Consider the following 20,048-nt stretch of genomic DNA (forward strand, 5'->3'; position numbering starts at 1 on the left):
CCCGTGTTCCCGCGGTGGCCGCCGACGGCACCGCGACGGCCGGGGGACGGCCCGGGGACGGCCCGCGGACGATCCGGAGGCGACCCGACCGCCCGCCGGAGGGACGGCTCCGGCGGGCGCCGGCCGGGCTCGCGGAGCCGGCCCGGAGAGCGCCGATCCGGGGTGGCCGGATCGTGCGGGTGCGGGGGCCGGCGTTGATTCCGTTCCCGTAACGGGCCGGGCGGGTGGCGCGGCGCCCCGCGTAGGGTGGCCTGGACCGGGGGGATTTGAACACGTTCAAACGGGCGTGTCGAGCGGAGGGGGAACCGCACCATGCGCAGCGGAGCGAAAGTGGCGGTCGTCGGCGGGGTCTTCGCCGTCGTCGCCGGGGGCGTCGGGTACGCGGGGTACAACCTGTGGGAGGGGATGACCGGCGGTACGACCACCACCGTGTCGGCCGAGGGCACGCCCCGGCGGACGGGGCCCGTCACGGCGGAGGAGACCCGGACCACGGCCGAGGGCTTCCTCGCCGCCTGGGCTGCCGGGGACGCGGCCAAGGCCGCCGGGTTCACCGACGACCCGTCGACGGCGCACTCCGCGCTCTCGGCCCATCTGACGAACACCCACATCGAGGGCGTGAAGACCGTGCCGGGGACGCCCACCGGCACGACGGTCCCCTTCACGGTGAGCTCCCTCGTCTCGTACGGCGGCGACCGCGTCCCGTGGACGTACGCCTCGCGGCTCACCGTCGTGCGGGGCCTGTCCACCGGGCAGCCGCGCGTCGACTGGTCGCAGTCGGTCCTCCACCCGCAGCTGAAGGACGGCCAGGCCCTGAAGGTCACCTCCGGCGGCGCCCCCGCCATCAGGGCGCTGGACCGCCACGGCACGGAGCTGACGGCGGAGCGGTACCCGTCGCTGCGGCCCGTGCTGGACGAGCTGCGCAAGCGGTACGGCGCCGAGGCGGGCGGCACGGCCGGCGTCGAACTGGCCGTCATGAGCGAGGGCGACACCCCCGACCGGACGCTGCTGACCCTGCGGAAGGGCAGGGCCGGGGAGGTGCGGACCACGCTGGACGCGGGCGTGCAGGCCGCCGCCGAGAAGGCCGTGCGGCGGTACCCGGAGTCGTCGGTGGTCGCGATCAAGCCGAGTACGGGAGAGGTGCGGGCCGTCGCCAACAACCGGAAGGACGGCTGGAACGCGGCCTTCCTCGGCAAGCAGGCCCCCGGCTCCACCATGAAGATCGTCACGGCGTCGCTGCTGCTGGAGAAGGGCCTCGTGGCCGCCGACCGGGTCGCCGAGTGCCCCGCCGAGGCGATGTACCACGGCACCCGGTTCCGGAACCTCGACGGCTTCCGGCTCGACGGCCAGACGTTCCGGCAGAGCTTCGCCCGCTCCTGCAACACCGCCTTCGTCAAGCTCATCGACGACGTGGACGACGACTCCGCGCTGGGCACCCAGGCGCGGGACGTGTTCGGCATCGGGCTGGAGTGGAAGACCGGCGTGCCCACCTGGGACGGCTCGGTGCCCGCGGAGACCGGCGGGGTGGCCGCCGCCCAGTACATCGGGCAGGGCACCGTGCAGATGAACGCCCTCACCATGGCCTCCGTCACCGCGACCGCGAAGACCGGCGTGTTCCGGCAGCCGATCGTCGTCCCGGCCTCGCTGGACGACCGGGAGATCGCGCGCACCCCCCGCGCCCTGGACGGCTCCGCCGCCCGGCAGCTGCGCGACATGATGCGCGCGACGGCACGCGGCAACGGCACGGGCGCGGCGGCGATGGCGGGCGTGGGCGGCGACAAGGGCGCGAAGACGGGCTCGGCGGAGGTCGACCTCCAGGGGCAGGCGAACAGCTGGTTCGCCGCCTTCGCCGACGACCTGGCCGCCGCGGCCGTCGTCCAGGCCGCCGGCCACGGCGGCGACGCGGCGGGCCCCCTGGTGGCGTCGGTCCTGAAGGCCCGCTGAGGCGTGGCGCCCGCCCCTCCCGTATCGGGTGCGGGCGGCCGCGTGTGACCCGCCGAGGCGTGGCGCCCGCCCCTCCCGTACCGGGTGCGGGCGGCCGCGTGTGACCCGCTGAGGCGTGGCGCCCGCCCCTCCCGTACCGGGTGCGGGCGGCCGCGTGTGACCCGCCGAGGCGTGGCGCCGGCCCCTCCCGTACCGGGTGCGGGCGGCCGCGTGCCGCCGCGGGCGCGGGGCGGGTCCCGCTCCGCCCCGCGGCGGCCGAGGCGGCCTACCCCTCCGGCGGGGCGCCCAGCTCCGTGACGGTGACCCAGGCGAAGTCCTGGCCGGTCAGCGGCGCGCGGCCGTTGCCCCACTCGTCGGTGGCGACGACGGCGTACAGCACCGTCTCGCCGTCTGCCGGTGACGCGTGCAGGTGGCTCGTCTCCGTCTTCCCGAGCCAGGCGATCTGGCGGAAGGACCACACCCCGTCCTCGCCGCCGACCGGGCCCTCGCCCAGCCAGACGGCCCGGTACACGTCGTACCGCTTGAGGTCCGGCTCCTGGTTCGGCTGCCACTCCAGCAGCACGCCGTCCTCGCGGGGCGTGGCGGTCAGCCCGGCGACGACGGCCGGGGGCACGCGGTCGCCCGCGGACGTGAACAGGAGCGGTGCCGAGCGGGTCTCGTTGCCCCCGCGGTCCACGGCGACGACGACGTACTCGTGCGTGGTGCCGGGGGCGACGCCCCCCTGGTCCTGGAACGCGAACGTGTACGGCCGGGTCGTGTAGTCCACGACCCGGGCGTGGATGCCCGGGAACGGCTCCCCGTCCCGGTAGACGCGGTACTCGGCCACGTCGTCGCTGACGGAGCCGGACCAGCGCAGTTCGGCGCCCCGGTAGACCTGGGCGGCGGTCAGCCCGGTCGGCGGGGCGGGCGGGTGGTCGCCGCGCGTGACGGCGACACGGGCGGGCTGGGGGGAGACGTTGCCCGCGGCGTCGACGGCCTTCACCGAGTAGGTGTAGCCGGTGCGCTCGGGCGCGGTCGTGTCCGTCAGGGCCGGGGACGTGACGGTGGCGACCTGTACGACGGGCTGCGCCTCGCCGTACACGGGGTCCGCCTGCCGGAACACGGTGTACCCGGCCGCGCCCGCGGTGGCCGCCCACGCGAGCGTCACACCGCCCGGGGCGTCGGCGCCGGTGAGGCCGGTCGGCGCCGGGGGCGGGGTGCGGTCCACGGGGACGACCGCCAGGTCGGCGCTGCCCACCGACTCGTTGCCCGCCTTGTCGACGGCCCGGACCTCGTACACGTACGTCGCGCCCGTGGCGGGCGGGGGGTGCGCGTACGTGCCCGAGGCGACGAGGCCGGTGCCGCTGACCCGCGTCCAGGCGGCCGAGGTGGACGGGCGGCCGTACACGCGGTACCCGGCGAGGTCCATCTCCTTGTTCGCCGCCCAGCGGAGCGTGGTCCTGTTGATGGTCCGGTCGTAGGAGGCGGACGTGCCGGTGGGAGCGAGCGGGCGGACCTTGTCCACGGTGGAGGTGGTGCGGGGCACGTACGCGAACTTGAGGTTCGCCGCGCCCGTCCAGGCGACGAAGTCCACGCGTATGGTGTGGCGCCCGGCCGGTAGGGAGAGGTTGAGCGCGGTCTTCTGCGTGGCGGTGACGTTCCGCCACATGTCGATCCTGCGGACGCCGTCCACGTACACGCGGATGCCGTCCTGCGACTCGGCGGTGAGGTAGAACGGACCGCCGGAGCCGAAGTCGCGGGTGAGCGTCCAGCGGGCGGAGAAGTTGTCCTTGGGCAGCGTGACACCGGCGGGGTCGCCGTAGCCGTAGTTCTGGTGGGGCGCGGCCTCGCAGAACGACGCCTTCGGCGGGCCGCTCAGCGTGGTGTTGGCGTAGAAGCTCACCGACCAGCGGGGGGACGGGCAGGAGGCGGCCGCGGCGGTGGGGGTGGCGGTCGGCAGACCGCCGGTGACGGCGAGCGCGGCCGTGGCGGCCAGCACTCCCGCCCGGGAGCGAGTGATCACGTAAGGGTTGACCTTTCAGCCCACATCATTCGGGGAACGTGCGTGGGGGAACGGCGGTACGGGTGGGGCCGGTGATCCGCCAGGGCCGGAATGCTACTCGCCTGTCATGCCCGCGCCCACGTGGGCGTACCGGTCGGGGCGGCCTCGGCGGCGGGCCGGGCCCGCCGCCTCGCCCGCGGGGTGGTCGGGAAGCGACCGCCCCGCCGCGTCAGGCGGGGTCAGGCCGTCGCCTTGGCCACCGCCCGCACCAGCGCCTGCGCCCTCGGGTCGGCCGTCACGCCCTTGCGCATGCCGTTGGTGACGTAGGCCAGGGCGGTGCCCGACTCCGGGTCGGCGAAGGCCAGGGAGCCGCCGCGGCCCGGATGGCCGAAGGAGCCGGGGCCCAGCAGCGGCGACGCCGGGCCGTGCAGCATGTAGCCGAGGCCGAAGCGGGTGGCGACCACCAGGACGCGGTCGGGGCCCGCCGACTCCTCGGAGCGGGCCATCGCCAGGGTGGCCGGGGCGAACAGACGGTGGCCGTCCACGGGGCCGAGCAGCGCCGCGTAGAACCGGGCCAGGGCGCGCGCCGTCCCGATGCCGCCCGAGCCGGGCAGGCCCGCCGCCCGGTACTCGGGGGCGTTCTCGTCGGGCGCCGGGTCGATCACGGCGAACGCCCGCCGGGTCAGCGAGTCCGCGTCCCGGTACGCCTCGGCCACCGACCGCTTGGGGCGCAGGACCAGTCCCCCGGACGCCGACGCGGGCGGCTCCTCCAGCGGGCCGATCCGGCCGACGCGGTGGGCCTCCTCGCCGGGCAGGCCGAGCCACAGGTCGAGGCCGAGCGGGCGGGCGATCTCCTCGGCGACCCACCGCCCGATGGGCCTGCCGGTGACCCGCCGCACCAGGGCGGCCAGCAGCCAGCTGTAGGTGTGGGCGTGGTAGCCGTGCGCGGTGCCGGGCTCCCACGCGGGCGCCTGGGCGGCGAGCGCCGCGGCGGCCCGCTCGAAGCCGCCCGCCGCGTCCAGCGCCTCGCCCGGCGTGAGCGGCGCGTCCAGCACGGGGACGCCCGCGCGGTGCGCCAGCAGGTGCCGTACGAGGGTCCGCTCCTTGCCCGCCGCCTTGTACTCGGGCCAGTACGTGCCGACCGGCGCGTCCAGGTCGAGCTGGCCGCGCTGGTGCAGCAGCAGCGGCACGGCCGCCGCGACGCCCTTCGTCACGGAGCGCACCACCTGCGCGGTGTCCACCGCCCACGGGGCCGGGCCGTCCACGTCGCGGGTGCCGGCCCACAGGTCCACGACCTTGCGGCCGTCCCGGTAGACGGCGACGGCCGCGCCCCGCTCCCCCCGCTGCTCGAAGTTGCGGGTGAACGCGTCCCTCACCGGTTCGAAGCCGGGGTCGACGGTGCCCTGGACGTCCACTTCGCACGCACTCTCTCTCGGGTCGGGGTCGCTCGCTCACCCCATGGTGCAACGGCCCGGCGCGGACCCGGGATCCCGGGTCCGCGCCCGCAACGGGCCGGGACGGCGGCGGCACGTCCCCCGGGGCCGGGCCGGGGCGGCCGCCGGCCGGGCGGAAAGCGCTTCCCGGCGGTCGGGGGGACTGGTCCGGCGTTCTCGGGGTACACGGCTTCTCGCAGGTGACGCGAGTGTGAGGAGCCCGCGATGTGCCCCGCCGACGTACACCCCGAAGAGGATCGCCCCGCCGGGGAACGCGCCGCGCAGCCGGTGGAGGTCCGGGCGCGGGGCCTGGTCGTGACGGAAGGGCCGCTGTCCCGAAGGGTCCAGGTCGTGCTGCGCTACGGCCCGGACGTGGAGCCGGGGTGCGTGCGGTTCGTGCTGCCGGGCGGCGGCGGGAGCTGGACGTTCCCGCGCGCCGTGCTGGAGCGGGGGCTGCGGGCGCCCTCGCACGCCGGGAACATCGACGTGTGGCCGTGCGGGCGGGTGCAGACGGTGGTCGAGTTCCACTCGCCGGAGGGCACGGCCGTGGTGGTGCAGTTCGACGCGTCGGCGCTGCGGGGCTTCCTGCGGCGTACGTACGCCTCCGCGAGCGAGCCGGTCACGCACTGATCCGCCGCCCCCTCGCCGGTCCTCGGCTCCGGTGCCTCCCCGGCACCGGCACCGGCACCGGCATGCGGCATGCGGCGTGCCCCCGGCGACGGCGGCGGCCGGTCACGGCGGCGGCCGGTCACGGCAGGGGCCCGGCGACCACCGGCACCGCGCACGGCAGGCCCGGCGACGGCACGGGCCGGCACGCACGGCGGGCGGCCGGCACCCGGGCGCCGTCCGGAGGTGTCGCCACCCCCGTCGGACGCCCCGGTGCCGGCCGCCGGTGATCGAGCGGCGCCGGTGAGCCGGCGGGCCGGTCAGACCCCGACGAGCCGGTTCGGCCGGTCGGCGTCCGGGTCGGCGGGCCGGTCGGCGTCGTCGCCCAGCCGCTTGCGCAGGCCCTCGCCCTCGACGTCCACGTTGGGCAGGACGCGGTCCAGCCAGCGCGGCAACCACCACGCCTTGTGGCCGAGCAGGGCGAGCACGGCGGGGACGATCGCCATACGGACCACGAACGCGTCGAACAGGACGGCCGCGGCCAGGCCGAAGCCGATCATCTTGACCATCTGCTCGCTGGCGCCGATGAAGCCCGCGAACACCGCGATCATGATGACGGCGGCCGCGGTGACGACGCGGGCGCCGTGGCGGAAGCCGGTCACGATGGCCTCGCCGGGCCGCTCGCCGTGGACGTACGCCTCCCGCATGCGGGTGACGAGGAAGACCTCGTAGTCCATGGCGAGGCCGAAGACGACGCCCACCATGAAGATCGGCATCATGCTCATGATCGGGCCGGTCTGCTCCACGCCGAAGACCGAGCCCAGCCAGCCCCACTGGAAGACGGCGACGACGGCACCGAGCGCGGCGACCACCGACAGGAGGAAGCCGAGGGCGGCCTTCAGCGGGACGAGCACGGAGCGGAAGACGACCATCAGCAGCAGGAAGGCGAGGCCGACGACGAGCGCCAGATAGGGCAGCAGCGCGTCGTTCATCTTCTGCGAGAAGTCGATGTTCATCGCGGTCTGGCCGGTGACGAGGACGTCGTCGCCGGTCCGCTCGCGGATGTCGTGGACGAGGTCCTCGGTGGCCGTGGACGACGGGCGGTCCTTCGGCACGACGGTGATCATGGCCGTGTCGCCGGCCTTGTTCGGCAGGGGCGGGGTGACCGCGGCGACGCCCTCGAGCTTCTTGATCGTGCCGGCGGCCTTGGCGGCGGCGTCCCGGTCGCCGTCCACGACGACCATCAGCGGGCCGTTGGAGCCGGGCCCGAAGCCCTCGGAGAGCAGGTCGTACGCGCGGCGCTGGGTGGTGGAGGTCGGCTGGGCACCGTCGTCGGGGAGGCCCATCTCCAGGGAGGCGGCCGGTACGGCGAGGGCACCGAGGCCGACGACGCCGACCAGCAGCACGGCGATCGGGCGGCGCAGCACGAAGCGGGCCCAGCGGGTGCCGCCGTTCGGCGCGGCCTCGGCGGCTTCCCGGTCGCCGTCCTTCTTGCCCAGGACCACGGTCTTGGCCGCGCCCTCGGAGTCGGCCGGGTCCGCGGCGGTCCCGTCCGCGTCGGACCGGCTCCCGTCGAGCGCCTTGCGGGCCTTGCGGCCGAGGATGCGCCGGCCCGAGTAGCCGAGCAGCGCCGGGATGAAGGTGAGGGCGATCAGGACGGCGATGGCGACCGTGCCGGCGGCGGCGACGCCCATCTTGGTCAGCATCGGGATGTTGACGACGGCGAGGCCGACCAGGGCGATGACCACGGTCAGGCCCGCGAAGACGACGGCCGAGCCGGCGGTTCCGACGGCGCGTCCCGCCGCGTCCTCGGGGTCGCGGCCCTCCGCGAGCTCGGCGCGGTAGCGGGAGACGATGAACAGGGCGTAGTCGATGCCGACGGCGAGGCCGATCATCGTGGCGAGGGTGCCGGTGGTGGTGCCGAGGTCCAGGGCGCTCGCCAGGGCGGTGATCGACGCGACGCCGATGCCGACGCCGACGATCGCGGTCAGCAGCGGCAGTCCTGCCGCGACGAGCGAGCCGAAGGTGACGACGAGGACGATCCCGGCGACGACCACGCCGATGATCTCGCCGGTGCCGGTCTCCGGCATGGCCTGGAGGGCGTCGCCGCCTATCTCGACGGTCAGTCCGCCGTCGCGCGCCTCCTCACCGGTCTTCGTCAGCGCGTCGCGCGTCGCGTCGGTCAGCTCCATCCCGTTCGCCTTGTAGGCGACGTGGATGTAGGCGGTGGCGCCGTCGCGCGAGACGGCCTGCGCGGTGTAGGGGTCGGTGACGCTCGCGACCTGGTCGGAGCCGGCGCGCAGGTCGGCGACGGCCTTGTCGACGCGGGCCTTGTTCGCCGGGTCGGTCATCTTCTGGCCGTCGGGCGCCTTGAAGACGACCCGGGCGGTGGCGCCGTCGGCGCTGCCGCCGGGGAAGCGCTCCTCCAGCAGGTCGAAGGCCCTCTGGGCCTCCGTGCCCGGCATGGAGAAGGAGCCGGAGGTGGGTGCGGGCGCGGTCGCGGCGCCGGCCCCGGCGAGGGCCAGCAGCGCGACCCACAGCAGGGTCACGGCGTGGCGGCGCCGGAAGGCGAACCGGCCGAGTTTGTAGAGGAACGTGGCCACTGGGGCGTACTCCCGGGGTGAGTGGACGGGGCAAGGACGTTGGGGAGTCGGCCCGACAGCGTGAGCGGTACGTGTCAGGTACGGGTGTCCGGGCGGTCGGCGGGGTCGCGGCGTGGGGAGCGCCGGGGCCGGCCGGCCCGTTTCCGCCCACCCCTCGCGGGGCGGACGGGGTGGGTCAGGGGGCGCCGAGGGCGGGGAGCACGACGGCGTCCACGTAGGTGGTGAGGTACGCCTGGTCGACCGGCAGGTCCTCGATGAGGGGCCGGGCGACGAGGGCGCCGATCATCATGTGCGGGACCAGTCCGAGCGCCGGGTTCCCGGCGTCGACCTCGCCCCGTGCGACGGCGCGGCGCAGGAGGAGGTCGAGCCCGGTCATCTCCGGTTCGATCAGCAGTGCGCGCATCGCCTGGAGCAGTTCGGGGTTCTCGCTGACCGCGTGGGCGAGGCCCCGCATCATCGCGGAGTCCTTCTCCATGCGGCAGTCGTCGGAGCGCCGGATCATCTCGTGGAAGTCGCCCCGGAGCGTCCCGGTGTCGATCTCCGCTATCCGTACGGGCTTGTGGTGCCGCAGCGACTGCGCCACCAGCTCCGGCTTGCTCCCCCACTGGCGGTAGAGGGTGGCCTTGCTGGAGCGCGTCCGCGCGGCGATGGCGTCCATGGTGAGGCCGTCGTAGCCGACCTCGCCGAGGAGGTCGATGACGGTCGCGTACAGCTCGGACTCGCGTTCCGGGGTGAGTCTGCTGCGTGCCATGGGCGGTTCCATCCGAACGAAACGGTTTCGTACAGCAGAAGCGTAGACCGCCCCCGCAGCGAAACGAAACCGTTTCGTACGTGGCGTGGGTCACGGTGGCGGTGGCCGCACCCGGCGCCACGGGGGGGCAGGGGCGGCCGGGAACATCTGACCGATGCGCCGGTCGAGTTGCCGCGTGCGGGCCGCGCGGAAAGCATGAGAACGTGAGCAGCGACGGCGCGTACCTCCGGTATCCCCACGTCCACGGCGACCTGCTGTGCTTCACCGCGGAAGACGATCTGTGGATCGCCCCGCTCGCCGCCGGGGGCGAGGCCCCCGGCCGCGCCTGGCGGCTGACCGTGGACCGCACCAGGGTCGGCCACCCCCGCTTCTCGCCGGACGGCCGGCACATCGCGTACACGAGCTGGCGCAGCCTGGACCCGGAGATCCACCTGGTGGCCGTCGACGGCGGGCCCGCGCGGCGGCTGTCGTACTGGGGGTCGCTGGACACCCGTGTCTGCGGCTGGGACCCGGACGGCAACATCCTGGCGGTCGCCTCGCACGGGCAGCCGTTCTCGCACTTCTCGTGGGCGTACAAGGTCTCCCCGGACGGCAGCCCCGGCCGCCGCCTGCCGTGGGGGCCGTGCGCCGACATCCAGGTCGCCGACGTGGACGGGGAGCACCGCACCCTGCTGCTGACGGGCAAGCCGCCGCACGAGCCGGCCTCGTGGAAGCGGTACCGGGGCGGGGCGACCGGGCGGCTGTGGATGCACGGCGAGCGGCTGCTGCCCGACCTGGGCGGGCACCTGGACTGCGCGATGTTCGTGGGCGGCCGGGTGGCGTTCCTCTCCGACCACGAGGGCGTCGGCAACCTCTACTCGTGCCTGCCCGACGGCACGGACCTGCGCCGCCACACCGACCACGACGCGTTCTACGCCCGGCACGCCTCGTCGGGCGGGCGCCGCGTGGTCTACCAGTGCGCCGGGGACCTGTGGATGCTGGACGCCCTGACGCCGGAGGCGCGGCCCCGGAGGCTGGCGGTACGGCTCGGGGGCCCGCGCGCGGGGCGGCGCACGTACCAGGTGCCGACCGCGCAGCACATCCAGTCGGTGGCCGTGGACGAGACCGGGCGGGCCAGCGCGGTGTGCGTCCGGGGCAGCCTCTACTGGCTGACGCACCGGGACGGGCCGGCGCGGTCCATCGCGGACACGCCGGGCGTGCGGGTGCGGCTGCCGGAGATGCTGGACGGCGGGCGGGTCGCGTACGTGACGGACGCGGAGGGCGAGGACGCGGTGGAGATCGCGTACCTGCCGCGCGCCAGCGGCCAGCGCCCGCCGCGCCGCCTGGCCGCCGGCCTGCTGGGCCGGGTGCTGGAGATGGTCTCCGACCCGGACGGCGACCGGCTGGCCATCGCCTCGCACGACGGGCGGCTGCTGCTCCTGGACGTGTCGGAGGAGGCGGTCGAGGCGGCGGGCGAACCGGCCGAACCCGCGCGGACGCGGGGCCGCCTGCGCCGGCTGACGCTGCCGGGGGACGGGGACGGGGCGGGGGCGGACGGGACGCCGGGCATGGACGGGACGCCGGGGGCAGACGGGACGCCGGGTACGGACGGGACGGCGGGGGCGGACGGGACGCCGGGCACGGACGGGACGCCGGGCACGGACGGGAGGCCGGGTACGGACGGCGGGGCGCCTACCTCGGCCCAGGCCCCGGAGGCGGACCCGGCCCAGGCCCCGACGGCGGAGGCGGCCCAGCCCCAGACCCCCGACCCGGCTCCTCCCGTAGGGGCGCCGGCACACGACGACGCCCCGGACGCCACACCGGAGGCCGCCGCGCCCTCCTCCCCCACCCGCACCGGCGGTGACGCCCCCGCCCCCCTGGTCACGGAGCTGATCCGGTCCGGCAACGGCCCCGTGCGAGACCTCGCGTTCTCGCCGGACGGGCAGTGGCTGACGTGGTCGCACCCGTTCATCGGCCGGTCGCTGCGGCAGATCAAGATGGCCCGCATCAAGGACCGCCTGGTCGTGGACGTGACCAACGGGCGCTTCGAGGACGAGAGCCCCGTGTTCACACGGGACGGCCGGTACCTGGCGTTCCTGTCGTGGCGCGGCTTCGACCCGGTGTACGACGTGCACACGGGCGACCTGTCGTTCCCGCTGGGCTGCCGCCCGTACCTCGTACCGCTGGCGTCGACGACGCCGTCGCCGTTCGCGCTGTCGCCGGAGGGGCGGCCGGCGGCGGGCGGCCTCGACCTGGGGGACGACGAGCGGGCGGGCGACGGGACCGTGCTGGTGGAGGTGGAGGGCCTGGAGAGCCGGGTGACGCCGTTCCCGGTGGCCGCGTCCAAGTACTCGTCGCTGCACCCGGTGAGCGGGGGCGGGCTGGTGTGGCTGCGGTGGCCGATCTCGGGCGCGCTGGGCGAGACGTTCGTGAACCCGTCGGACCCGTCGGAGCGGCCGACGCTGGAGCACTTCAACCTCGCCAAGGCGCGCAAGTCGGAACTGGTCGCGCACCTCGACTCGTTCGCGGTGAGCGGCGACGGGACGCGGCTCGTCGTGCTCGACGAGGGCGACCTGCGCGCGGTCCCCGCCAACGAGACGGGCGACGTCGACACGACGGTGTACGTGGACGTGCGGCGCGTCCGGCACGAGGTGGACCCGGGCGCCGAGTGGCGGCAGGCGTACGACGAGGCGGGCCGCATCACACGGGCGTACTTCTGGGAGCCCGGCATGGCGGGCATCGACTGGGACGGGGTGCTGGACCAGTACCGGCCGCTGGTCGAGCGGGTGGCGTCGCCCGACGAGTTCGCCGACCTGCTGCGGGAGGTCCTGGGCGAGCTGGGCACGTCCCACGCGTACGTCACGCCCGCCCGGCGCAACGAGGGCCCGCCGCACTACCAGCGGGCGATGGGCCTGCTGGGGGCGAACCTGGTGTGCCGGGACGGGAGATGGGTGGTCAGGCGCATCCTGCCGGGCGACTCGTCGGACTCCAAGGCGCGCTCGCCGCTGGCCGGCACGGGCATCCGGGAGGGGGCCGTGCTCACCCACGTGGACGGCCGGCCGGTGGACCCGGTGGCGGGGCCGTACCCGCTGCTGGACGCGGCGGGCGGGACGACGGTGGAGCTGACGTTCGCGCCGGGCGACGGGGAGGCGGGGCGGCCCCGGCGGGTCGCGGTGGTGCCGCTGGTCGACGAGCGCCCGCTGCGCTACCAGGACTGGGTGGCCAAGCGCCGGCAGGTCGTCCGGGAGCTGAGCGACGGGCGGTGCGGCTACCTGCACATCCCGGACATGGGCGGCTCGGGCTGGGCGCAGTTCAACCGGGACCTGCGCCTGGAGGTGTCGCGGCCGGCGCTCATCGTGGACGTGCGCGGCAACGCGGGCGGGCACATCAGCGAACTGGTCGTGGAGAAGCTGACGCGCCGCATCCTGGGCTGGGACCTGACGCGCAACGCGCAGCCCGTGTCGTACGCGTCGAACTCGCCGCGCGGGCCGGTCGTGGCGCTCGCGGACGAGGCCACGTCGTCGGACGGCGACATGATCACGGCGGTCTTCAAGCTCCAGGGCCTCGGCCCGGTGGTGGGCCAGCGCACCTGGGGCGGCGTGGTCGGCATGACGGGCCGCCATCGGCTGGGCGACGGCACGGTGATCACGGTGCCGATGAACGCGGCGTGGTTCGAGGCGTACGGCTGGGGCGTGGAGAACCACGGCGTGGAGCCGGACATCGAGATCGAACGCACCCCCCTGGACTGGGCGGAGGGCCGCCACCGCCAGCTCGCGGACGCGGTGGGACTGGCGCTGGACCTCCTGAAGCAGCGCCCCCCGTCCAGCCCCCCGGACTACTCCGGCACCCCCGACCTCGCCCGCCCACCCCTGCCCCCGAGGCCGTAGCGCGCCGCCGCCCGACCGCCGCCGCACGTGCTCCCGCACGCCCCGCCCCCGTACGGGCAGCAGCACGTCCCGTACGGGGGGCACGTCCCGTACGGGCAGCACGTCCCGTACGGGCACGGCTTGCCGCCGGGCGGGCCGCCCGCGCGGGCGGGCCGCCCCCACCCGCACCGGTCGCCGGCTGCGGCCGACCGGGTCCGATACTCGGTGGCGGTCCGGGGCGATGCGCACCTCGATGCCGTCATGGACTCAGGCGAGCGCGACGGCGAAGCAGCGGTGACCCGGTGGACCCCCTCCACCGTCCACCCCGACATGTGGGTCGACCCGGACGACGACCCGCGCGAGACCGGGGCCGGGGCGGCGGACGAACGCGGCGCGCTGCTGGGCAGTCTGCGGCACTTCCGACTCACCGTCGAGATGAAGTGCGCGGGCCTGGACGCCGGGCAGATGGCCCGGCGCTCCGTGCCGCCGTCCACGATGTCCCTGCTCGGGCTGGTGCGGCACATGGCCGAGGACGAGCGGCACTTCCGCCGGATGGCCGGCGAGGAATCGCCCAGGATCTACCGCACCGCCGAGGACCGTGACGGCGACTGGAACGGCGCGGTCGCCGACCCGGCGGTCGTGGAGGACGCCTGGCGGCGGTGGCGGGCCGAGCGCGAGGCGACCGACCGTTTCATCGCCGGCTTCGCCGACCTCGGCACGCGCACCGGGGAGGCGCCGCTGCGCGAGATCCTGGTGGCGCAGATCACCGAGTACGCCCGGCACTGCGGGCACGCCGACCTGCTGCGCGAGCGGATCGACGGCCGAGTGGGCCAGTGACCGAGCCCCCGGGCGGCCGGGCGACGGGGCGCCCCCCGCGCCCCGGGCAGCCGGGTGCCCCGGGCGGCGGGGGCCGGCCGGGGCACTCGGGGGAAGGGAGCCGGAGGGTCAGACCTCGTCGTCTTCCAGCATGGTCTGCCGGTCGCGCATCGGCGCGTCCTCGCGCTCGCGCTCGGGCTGGGCGCCCTGCTTCTTGCCCTTGCGCTGCTGCATGCGCTGCTGCGCCTCGTCCTTGATGCCCTGCGCGCGCTCCTTGCCCTGCTGCTGGAGCTGCTCGGCCTTGTCCTTGAACTGGTCTGAGATACCCATCCGGTTCTCACTCCTACACGGGGTGCGGGGAACGCGGAGCCGTGAGCGGCCCCGCGCCGACCAGCCTGGCACGAGCGGACATCCCTCGCATTTCGATCAGTTACGCTCCGCACGCGCCCGCTCGTCGGCCGCGCCTCCCGCGCCGACCAGCCCCCGCGCCACGCTCCCCAGCCGCGGCTCGAAGCGCCGCATCTCGCGCTGCCCCACGGCCGCGATGAGCGCCGGCAGGTAGCCCCGCACGGACTGCATGCCGCGCAGCCACCACTGGGCGTACACATGGGCCGAGCGGCGTTCGACGCCCTCGACGATCCGGTCCACGGCGGGGCCCAGCGGATAGGTGCGGTTCGCCGGCCAGGGCAGCCGCTGCCGCAACTCCCGCATCACGTCGTCCTGGTCGGCGCCGCGCACCATGTCGGTGTCCGTCCACGACAGGTAGCCGACGCCGACCCGCACGCCCCGGTGGGCGACCTCGGTGCGCAGGCTGTGCGCGAACGCCTCCACGCCCGACTTGGACGCGCAGTACGCCGTCATCATCGGCGCCGGGGTGATCGCGGCGAGCGACGCGATCTGGAGGAAGTACCCCCGGCTCTCCAGCAGTACGGGCAGGAACGCCCGCCCGGTGACGGCGCCGCCGATCAGGTTGACCTCGATGACGCGGCGCCACGCGACGGGGTCGGAGTCCGCGAACGGACCGCCCGCCGCCACACCGGCGTTGGCGACGACGACGTCCACCTTGCCGAAGCGCTCCTTCACCTCGGCGGCGACCCGCTCCATCGCCTCGTGGTCGGTGACGTCCGCGTGCCACCAGTCGCTCTCGGTGTGCAGCCGCTCCGACACCCGCTTCAGCTCGTCCGGTTCCAGGCCGACGAGCGCGATCCGCGCGCCGCGCGCGGAGAGTTTGCGCGCCAGCAGCTCGCCGACGCCGCGCGCGCCGCCGGTGACGACGACGACCTGCCCTTCGAGACCGGCCCTGCTCATACGGCTTCCCCTTCCGTCTCCGTGATGCCGTCGCCGCGGTCCGCGGCAGCGGTACCGCTGCCGCCGTCGCCTAGGTACGCCGCCGTCAGTTCGCGCAGCCGCGCCGTGACGGCCTCGGGCGCCTCCACGGGCGTCATGTGCCCGACGCCCGGCAGCACGTCGAGGCCCACGCAGCGCGGCAGCGCGGCGGCCAGCCCGTAGGCGTGGACCGGCGGGGTGAGCCGGTCGGCGGCGCCCACGACCACCACGGCCGGCACGTCCAACTGCCGTACGCCCGCCTCCAGGTCGAGTCCGGCCAGCACCCGCGACCAGGCGACGCGCACGGCGCGCGGGCAGGCGTGCACGATGCGGGCGCACTCCGCGACCCGGTCGGGCGCCGCGCCGGGGCCCATCGTGGCGTACTTGAGCAGGGCCTTCGACACGGGTGTGACCGGCCCGAGCGGGGCGCGGGCCCCGATGATCGCGCCGGTGATCCGGGTACGCAGGGCGCCGGCGCGCAGCGGTACGACGAGCGACTCGGGGACCAGCCGGGACGGCCCGGTGCTGCACAGCAGCACGGCGGCGGCGTGGGCGCGCAGGGCGGGGCGCCCGGCGGCGGCCATCAGCGTCATGCCGCCCATGGAGTGCCCGGCCAGGACGGCCTTCTCGCCGGGGGCGAGCGCGGTGGCCAGGACGGCCTCCAGGTCGTCGGCGAGGGCGCGGGTGGAGTACCCGGAGGGCCCGGCGGCGGGCGGGGTGGCGCCGTGGCCGCGCTGGTCGTAGACGACGACCCGGTGGTCGGCGGCGAGGTCCCGGACCTGGGCGGCCCAGAAGTCGGTGGAGCAGGTCCAGCCGTGGGCCAGGACGACGGCGGGCGCGCCCTCGGGGCCGTACACCTCGACGTGCAGGGACTGGCCGTCGTTGGAGACGGCGGTCAGGACGCGGGGCGTGGCCGCCGCGTACGGGGTGGGCTTCACGCGGCGGCCCCCTCGCGGCTCGCGGCCCCGCCGGACGAGGCGGCCCGCCCGGACGAGGCGGTGCCGCCCGGTGCGGCGCCGTGCCCCGTCGCGGCGGGCTCGCCGGACGAGGCGGTGCCGCCCGGTGCGGCGGACCCGCCCGGCGCGCGGACGATCTCGTACTCGCCGAGGTCCACCGAGCGCGTCTCGCGCCGGAACTCGGAGGTGGTGCCGGGCCACAGGGTGGTGTTGCGGCCGTTGGCGTCGAGGTACCAGCTGTCGCAGCCGCCGGACTTCCACACCGTGCGCTCCATCCGCGCCTGGACGCGGCGGTTCCACGCGGCGACGGCGGCGGGGCGGGGGGTGAGGGCGCGGCCCTCGCCGAGGAGGTCGAGCCGGCGCATGTAGTCGGCCAGGTAGTTCAGCTGCGACTCGATCATGAGGATCATCGAGGAGTTCCCGAGCCCGGTGTTGGGGCCGATGATCGTCATCCAGTTGGGGAACCCGGCGGCGGTCGCGCCGCGCAGTGCCTCCATGCCGTCCTTCCACGCCTCCGCGAGCGTGACGCCGTCGGCGCCGACGACCCGGTCGGCTATCGGCATGTCGGTGACGTGGAAGCCGGTGCCGAAGACGATCGCGTCGACCTCGGCCTCGGAGCCGTCCGCGCCGACGGCGGTCCGGCCGCGCACCTCGGCCAGCCCGGCGGCGACGACGTCGACGTTCGGGCGGGCGAGCGCCGGATAGTAGTCGTTGGACAGCAGGATGCGCTTGCAGCCGATGCGGTACGCCGGCGTCAGCCTGGCGCGCAGGGCGGGGTCCTTGATCGCGCGGTGCATGTTGGCCCGGGCGAGCGCCTCGACCAGGCCCAGCGCCTCGGGCCGCTTGGTGAACGCGCCGACCTGGAGCTCCCGGATGCCCCACAGCAGGCCCCGGCGGGCCTTGCCGGTGAAGGGGAGCTGCCGGTGGAGCCAGCGTTCGGCGCCGGTGACGGCGCGGTCGACGCGCGGCATCACCCAGGGCGGGGTGCGCTGGAAGAGGGTGAGGCGGGAGGTCTTCGGCTGGATGGCGGGGACGATCTGGATGGCGGAGGCGCCGGTGCCGATCATCGCGACGCGCTTGCCGGTCAGGTCGTAGTCGTGGTCCCAGCGGGCGGAGTGGAAGACCTTGCCGCCGGCCTCGCGGAAGCCGTCGAGGCCGGGGACGTCGGGGATGCGCGGGTCGGAGAGGGGGCCGGTGGCGGAGACCACGACGTCGGCGGTGAGGGCGCCCCGCGAGGTCGCGATCTCCCAGCGCAGCGCGCCGGCGTCCCAGCGGGCCGACAGCACCTCGTGGTTCAGGCGCAGGTGCGGGCGGAGCCCGAAGGTGTCGGTGACGTGCTCCAGGTAGGCGCGGATGTGCGGCTGCCCGGAGAAGGTGCGCGGCCAGTCGGGGTTGGGCGCGAAGGAGAACGAGTACAGGTGCGACGGGACGTCGCAGGCGCAGCCGGGGTAGCTGTTGTCGCGCCAGGTGCCGCCGACCGCGTCGGACCGCTCCAGGACGACGAAGTCGGTGATCCCCTCGCGGCGCAGCCGCACGGCGGCACCGAGGCCGCCGAAGCCGGATCCGATCACCGCCACCCGGACGTGTTCGCGCACGTCGCCGCGCACGTCAGGGCGCACGTGGTCGCGCACGTGGTCGCTCATGCCGCCTCCCAAGACTCTGCCAGCAATCACTGGCACTGTTTCGGAGGGTAGAGGCAGGCCCCTACCGAGCGGTAGAGGGCGGAACGAGGAAGTTACCGGTGGTACGACATAGGCTGGCCGGCGTGGCGAACGAGGGTGAGGACCGTGAGTACCGCATGGAGGAGCTGGCCGAGGCGGCCGGCATCACCCCCCGTACGCTGCGCTTCTACCGCGAGCGCGGGCTGATCCCGCCGCCGCGCCGCGAGGGGCGCATCGCCTGGTACGGCCCGCACCACCTGGCCCGGCTGCGGACGATCGCGGCGCTGCTGGAGCGCGGCCACACGCTGAACGGCATCGCGGACCTGGCCGCCGCGTTCGAGAGCGGCCGGGACGTGGGCGAGGTGCTGGGGCTCGGCGAGCCGACGGAGGAGGAGCCCGTGCGGCTCACCCCGGAGGAACTGGCCGACCACTTCGGCGACCAGGTCACCGTGGAGAACTTCGCCGCCGCCCTGGACCTGGGCTACCTCGCCCTGGACGGCGAGGCGATCGTGCACGTGAGCCGCCGGCTGCTGGACGTGTCGTCGGCGCTGGTACGGGAGGGCGTGCCGCTGGCGGCCGTGCTGGGCGCCGCGCGGGACGTGCGCACCCACGCGGACGCGCTGGCGCGCCTCTTCACCGACCTGCTGCGGGAGCACGCCCACGCCGAGGACGCCGAGCGGCTGCGGCCCCTCGCCAAGAGCGTGGTCGACGCGGAGCTGTCCCTGGCCCTGGACCGCCGCATGCGGGAGCCGCGGGACAGCTGAGCGCCGGGCCTTCGGCGACCGCGGAATGCGGCGGTCACGGGGCCGCGAGCCGCGCATCGATCTCCGCCGCCTCGGAGGGCGTGAGGTGCACCGGTGCGCCGTCGGACCGGTGCGCGACGCACCCCCGACCGTCAACGGGACCACGGTCGAGTCGGATCACCCGCAGCCGCGGCACGGCCGCGCGGACAGCCGAGGCGGCCTCCGCGGCGGCCTCCGCCACCGAGCCGCCGGAGCCCGTCACGCACAGGAGGTCCACACCTCCGGCTCGGGCCAGGAGCGCGTCGCGGTGCTGCCGCAGGGTCTCGACGGCGGCCCGGTCGTCCACGTCGACGCCGGAGACCGCGAAGGTGAAGTCGTATTCCATGGCCGTCCTCGCGTTCTCGATCGCCGGCGCACAGGGCCCCGGCGGTGGCGGTGCGGTGTCGCGCCTTCGGGTCAGGGCCGCTCGACCTCGGCCATGAGGAGGCGCAGGGTCAGGGAGTGCTTCACCGGTGGCAGCGCCGCCAGCGCCGCCCGCGCGTGCGCGGTACCGCCCGCCGCATCACCCGAGCGAATCAGCATGAGCCCCCGGTGCAGGTCGAGATGCGTGGCGAAGCGGGGCAGTTCGGCGGGGAGCTCGCGTCGGGCCGCCTCCTGGGCGGCCACCGCCGTGCCCTCGTCCCCGAGACGCGCCGCGAGTAGGGAGACGAAGACGTTCACCCGCCACCACGGCACCGCGTAGTCGCTCGTCTGCTCGTGGGAACCGGCCTTGTCGAACACCTCCCGGCCCCGTGCCATCAGCCGGCGCGCCGTCTCCGCGTCGCCCCGGAGGGCAGCGGCGTGGGCCTTGCCGTAGAGGGCGTTCAGCAGGCCGAGCGACGGCCGGTCGCTGATGGCGATGGCCTGGTCGGCCAGCATGTCGGCGACACCGAGCGACGCCCCCTCGTAGCCGAGGGCGATCGCGGCCCGGCCCCGCACCCACACGCGGGTCCCGTCGTCCCCCGACTCGTCGGCGGCCCTGGCCGCCATGCGGTACCAGTTCACCGCCCGCGACCCGTCGGAGCCGGGGAACGTCTTGGCGTACAGCGTCATGAGGCGGGCGGCCACGCTCCACAGCCGTGGGGTGTCCGGCTGCTGCTGCACCACCACCAGCTCACCGGCCACCCGGCGCTGGATGTCGGCGGCGCCCAGGCTCATGTACTGGGTGCCGCACGTGGCCAGCTTCGCCTCCCAGTCGTCCGGTGACGGCCCCCCGGCGAGCCGGGCGGCGAAGCCGGCACCGAGCAGATCGGACGCCACGACGGGGGCTATGGCGGCTGCGGCGACATCGTTGATGAACGTACGGCGCTTCACTTCACCCTCGAACAGGGCTGAAGGCTCGTCCCG

15 protein-coding genes are annotated in these 20,048 nt (G+C 75.4%); 5 read left to right on the top strand and 10 right to left on the bottom strand.

The genetic code is table 11. The annotated features are described in order from the left end of the window. The first annotated feature begins 312 nt into the window (after window positions 1–312). A complete protein-coding gene (locus CP974_RS11950; RefSeq protein WP_031130569.1) occupies window positions 313–1,941 on the top strand; it encodes a penicillin-binding transpeptidase domain-containing protein in 1,629 nt (542 codons plus the stop codon). A gap of 265 nt (window positions 1,942–2,206) precedes the next feature. Here the strand turns inward: CP974_RS11950 and CP974_RS11955 are convergent, their stop codons facing one another. Both CP974_RS11955 and CP974_RS11960 read right to left on the bottom strand, forming a co-directional pair. Continuing rightward, complete coding sequence (locus CP974_RS11955) at window positions 2,207–3,943, bottom strand: fibronectin type III domain-containing protein (RefSeq protein WP_078915531.1); 1,737 nt, start codon at window positions 3,941–3,943, stop codon at window positions 2,207–2,209. 218 nt (window positions 3,944–4,161) lie between these two features. Then, window positions 4,162–5,337 (bottom strand): serine hydrolase domain-containing protein, encoded by a 1,176-nt coding sequence (locus CP974_RS11960; protein WP_031130565.1) that lies wholly within the window; start codon window positions 5,335–5,337, stop codon window positions 4,162–4,164. Between the two features lie 243 nt (window positions 5,338–5,580). Here CP974_RS11960 and CP974_RS11965 point away from each other — a divergent pair, with 243 nt between their 5' ends. Further along, on the top strand, window positions 5,581–5,985 hold the full coding sequence (locus tag CP974_RS11965) for an SsgA family sporulation/cell division regulator (RefSeq protein ID WP_078915530.1): 405 nt from the start codon (window positions 5,581–5,583) through the stop codon (window positions 5,983–5,985). A gap of 296 nt (window positions 5,986–6,281) precedes the next feature. Here CP974_RS11965 and CP974_RS11970 read toward each other — a convergent pair whose 3' ends face one another. Both CP974_RS11970 and CP974_RS11975 read right to left on the bottom strand, forming a co-directional pair. Continuing rightward, window positions 6,282–8,564 carry an MMPL family transporter gene (locus CP974_RS11970; RefSeq protein WP_031130561.1) on the bottom strand — a complete coding sequence of 761 codons (2,283 nt, stop codon included), beginning with the start codon at window positions 8,562–8,564 and terminating at the stop codon, window positions 6,282–6,284. A gap of 175 nt (window positions 8,565–8,739) precedes the next feature. Then, the gene (locus tag CP974_RS11975) at window positions 8,740–9,315 is read right to left on the bottom strand and encodes a TetR/AcrR family transcriptional regulator (protein ID WP_031130559.1); all 576 of its coding nucleotides are present in this window, start codon (window positions 9,313–9,315) and stop codon (window positions 8,740–8,742) included. Between the two features lie 203 nt (window positions 9,316–9,518). Here CP974_RS11975 and CP974_RS11980 point away from each other — a divergent pair, with 203 nt between their 5' ends. Together CP974_RS11980 and CP974_RS11985 are read left to right on the top strand one after the other, a co-directional pair. Then, entirely contained in the window at window positions 9,519–13,181 is a 3,663-nt protein-coding gene (locus CP974_RS11980; protein ID WP_031130557.1) for a S41 family peptidase, read from the top strand. A gap of 240 nt (window positions 13,182–13,421) precedes the next feature. Continuing rightward, a complete protein-coding gene (locus CP974_RS11985) occupies window positions 13,422–13,997 on the top strand; it encodes a DinB family protein (protein WP_031130556.1) in 576 nt (191 codons plus the stop codon). Window positions 13,998–14,105: 108 nt separating this feature from the next. On the opposite strand, the gene CP974_RS11990 is transcribed toward CP974_RS11985, so the two are convergent. From CP974_RS11990 to CP974_RS12005, 4 genes are all read right to left on the bottom strand, one after another. Continuing rightward, a complete protein-coding gene (locus CP974_RS11990) occupies window positions 14,106–14,306 on the bottom strand; it encodes a hypothetical protein (protein ID WP_031130554.1) in 201 nt (66 codons plus the stop codon). Between the two features lie 96 nt (window positions 14,307–14,402). Continuing rightward, window positions 14,403–15,284: an SDR family oxidoreductase gene (locus CP974_RS11995; RefSeq protein WP_031130552.1), complete on the bottom strand. Its 882-nt coding sequence runs from the start codon at window positions 15,282–15,284 to the stop codon at window positions 14,403–14,405. Then, window positions 15,281–16,240, bottom strand: coding sequence for an alpha/beta fold hydrolase (locus CP974_RS12000; RefSeq protein WP_031130551.1), 960 nt, complete (start codon window positions 16,238–16,240; stop codon window positions 15,281–15,283). Before CP974_RS12000 ends, CP974_RS11995 begins: the two co-directional genes overlap by 4 nt. Then, window positions 16,237–17,901 carry a flavin-containing monooxygenase gene (locus CP974_RS12005; RefSeq protein ID WP_051839286.1) on the bottom strand — a complete coding sequence of 555 codons (1,665 nt, stop codon included), beginning with the start codon at window positions 17,899–17,901 and terminating at the stop codon, window positions 16,237–16,239. The genes CP974_RS12000 and CP974_RS12005 overlap by 4 nt, the downstream gene beginning before the upstream one ends. Window positions 17,902–18,056: 155 nt before the next feature. On the opposite strand from CP974_RS12005, the gene CP974_RS12010 reads away from it, so the two are divergent. After that, a complete protein-coding gene (locus CP974_RS12010) occupies window positions 18,057–18,683 on the top strand; it encodes a MerR family transcriptional regulator (RefSeq protein ID WP_051839295.1) in 627 nt (208 codons plus the stop codon). 34 nt (window positions 18,684–18,717) lie between these two features. On the opposite strand, the gene CP974_RS12015 is transcribed toward CP974_RS12010, so the two are convergent. After that, entirely contained in the window at window positions 18,718–19,047 is a 330-nt protein-coding gene (locus CP974_RS12015; RefSeq protein ID WP_031130545.1) for a hypothetical protein, read from the bottom strand. Window positions 19,048–19,118: 71 nt separating this feature from the next. Further along, window positions 19,119–20,030: a hypothetical protein gene (locus CP974_RS12020; protein WP_051839293.1), complete on the bottom strand. Its 912-nt coding sequence runs from the start codon at window positions 20,028–20,030 to the stop codon at window positions 19,119–19,121. Between the last annotated feature and the right edge of the window lie 18 nt (window positions 20,031–20,048).

This window comes from Streptomyces fradiae ATCC 10745 = DSM 40063, from assembly GCF_008704425.1.
In the GTDB taxonomy this organism is placed as follows: Bacteria; Actinomycetota; Actinomycetes; order Streptomycetales; family Streptomycetaceae; genus Streptomyces; species Streptomyces fradiae.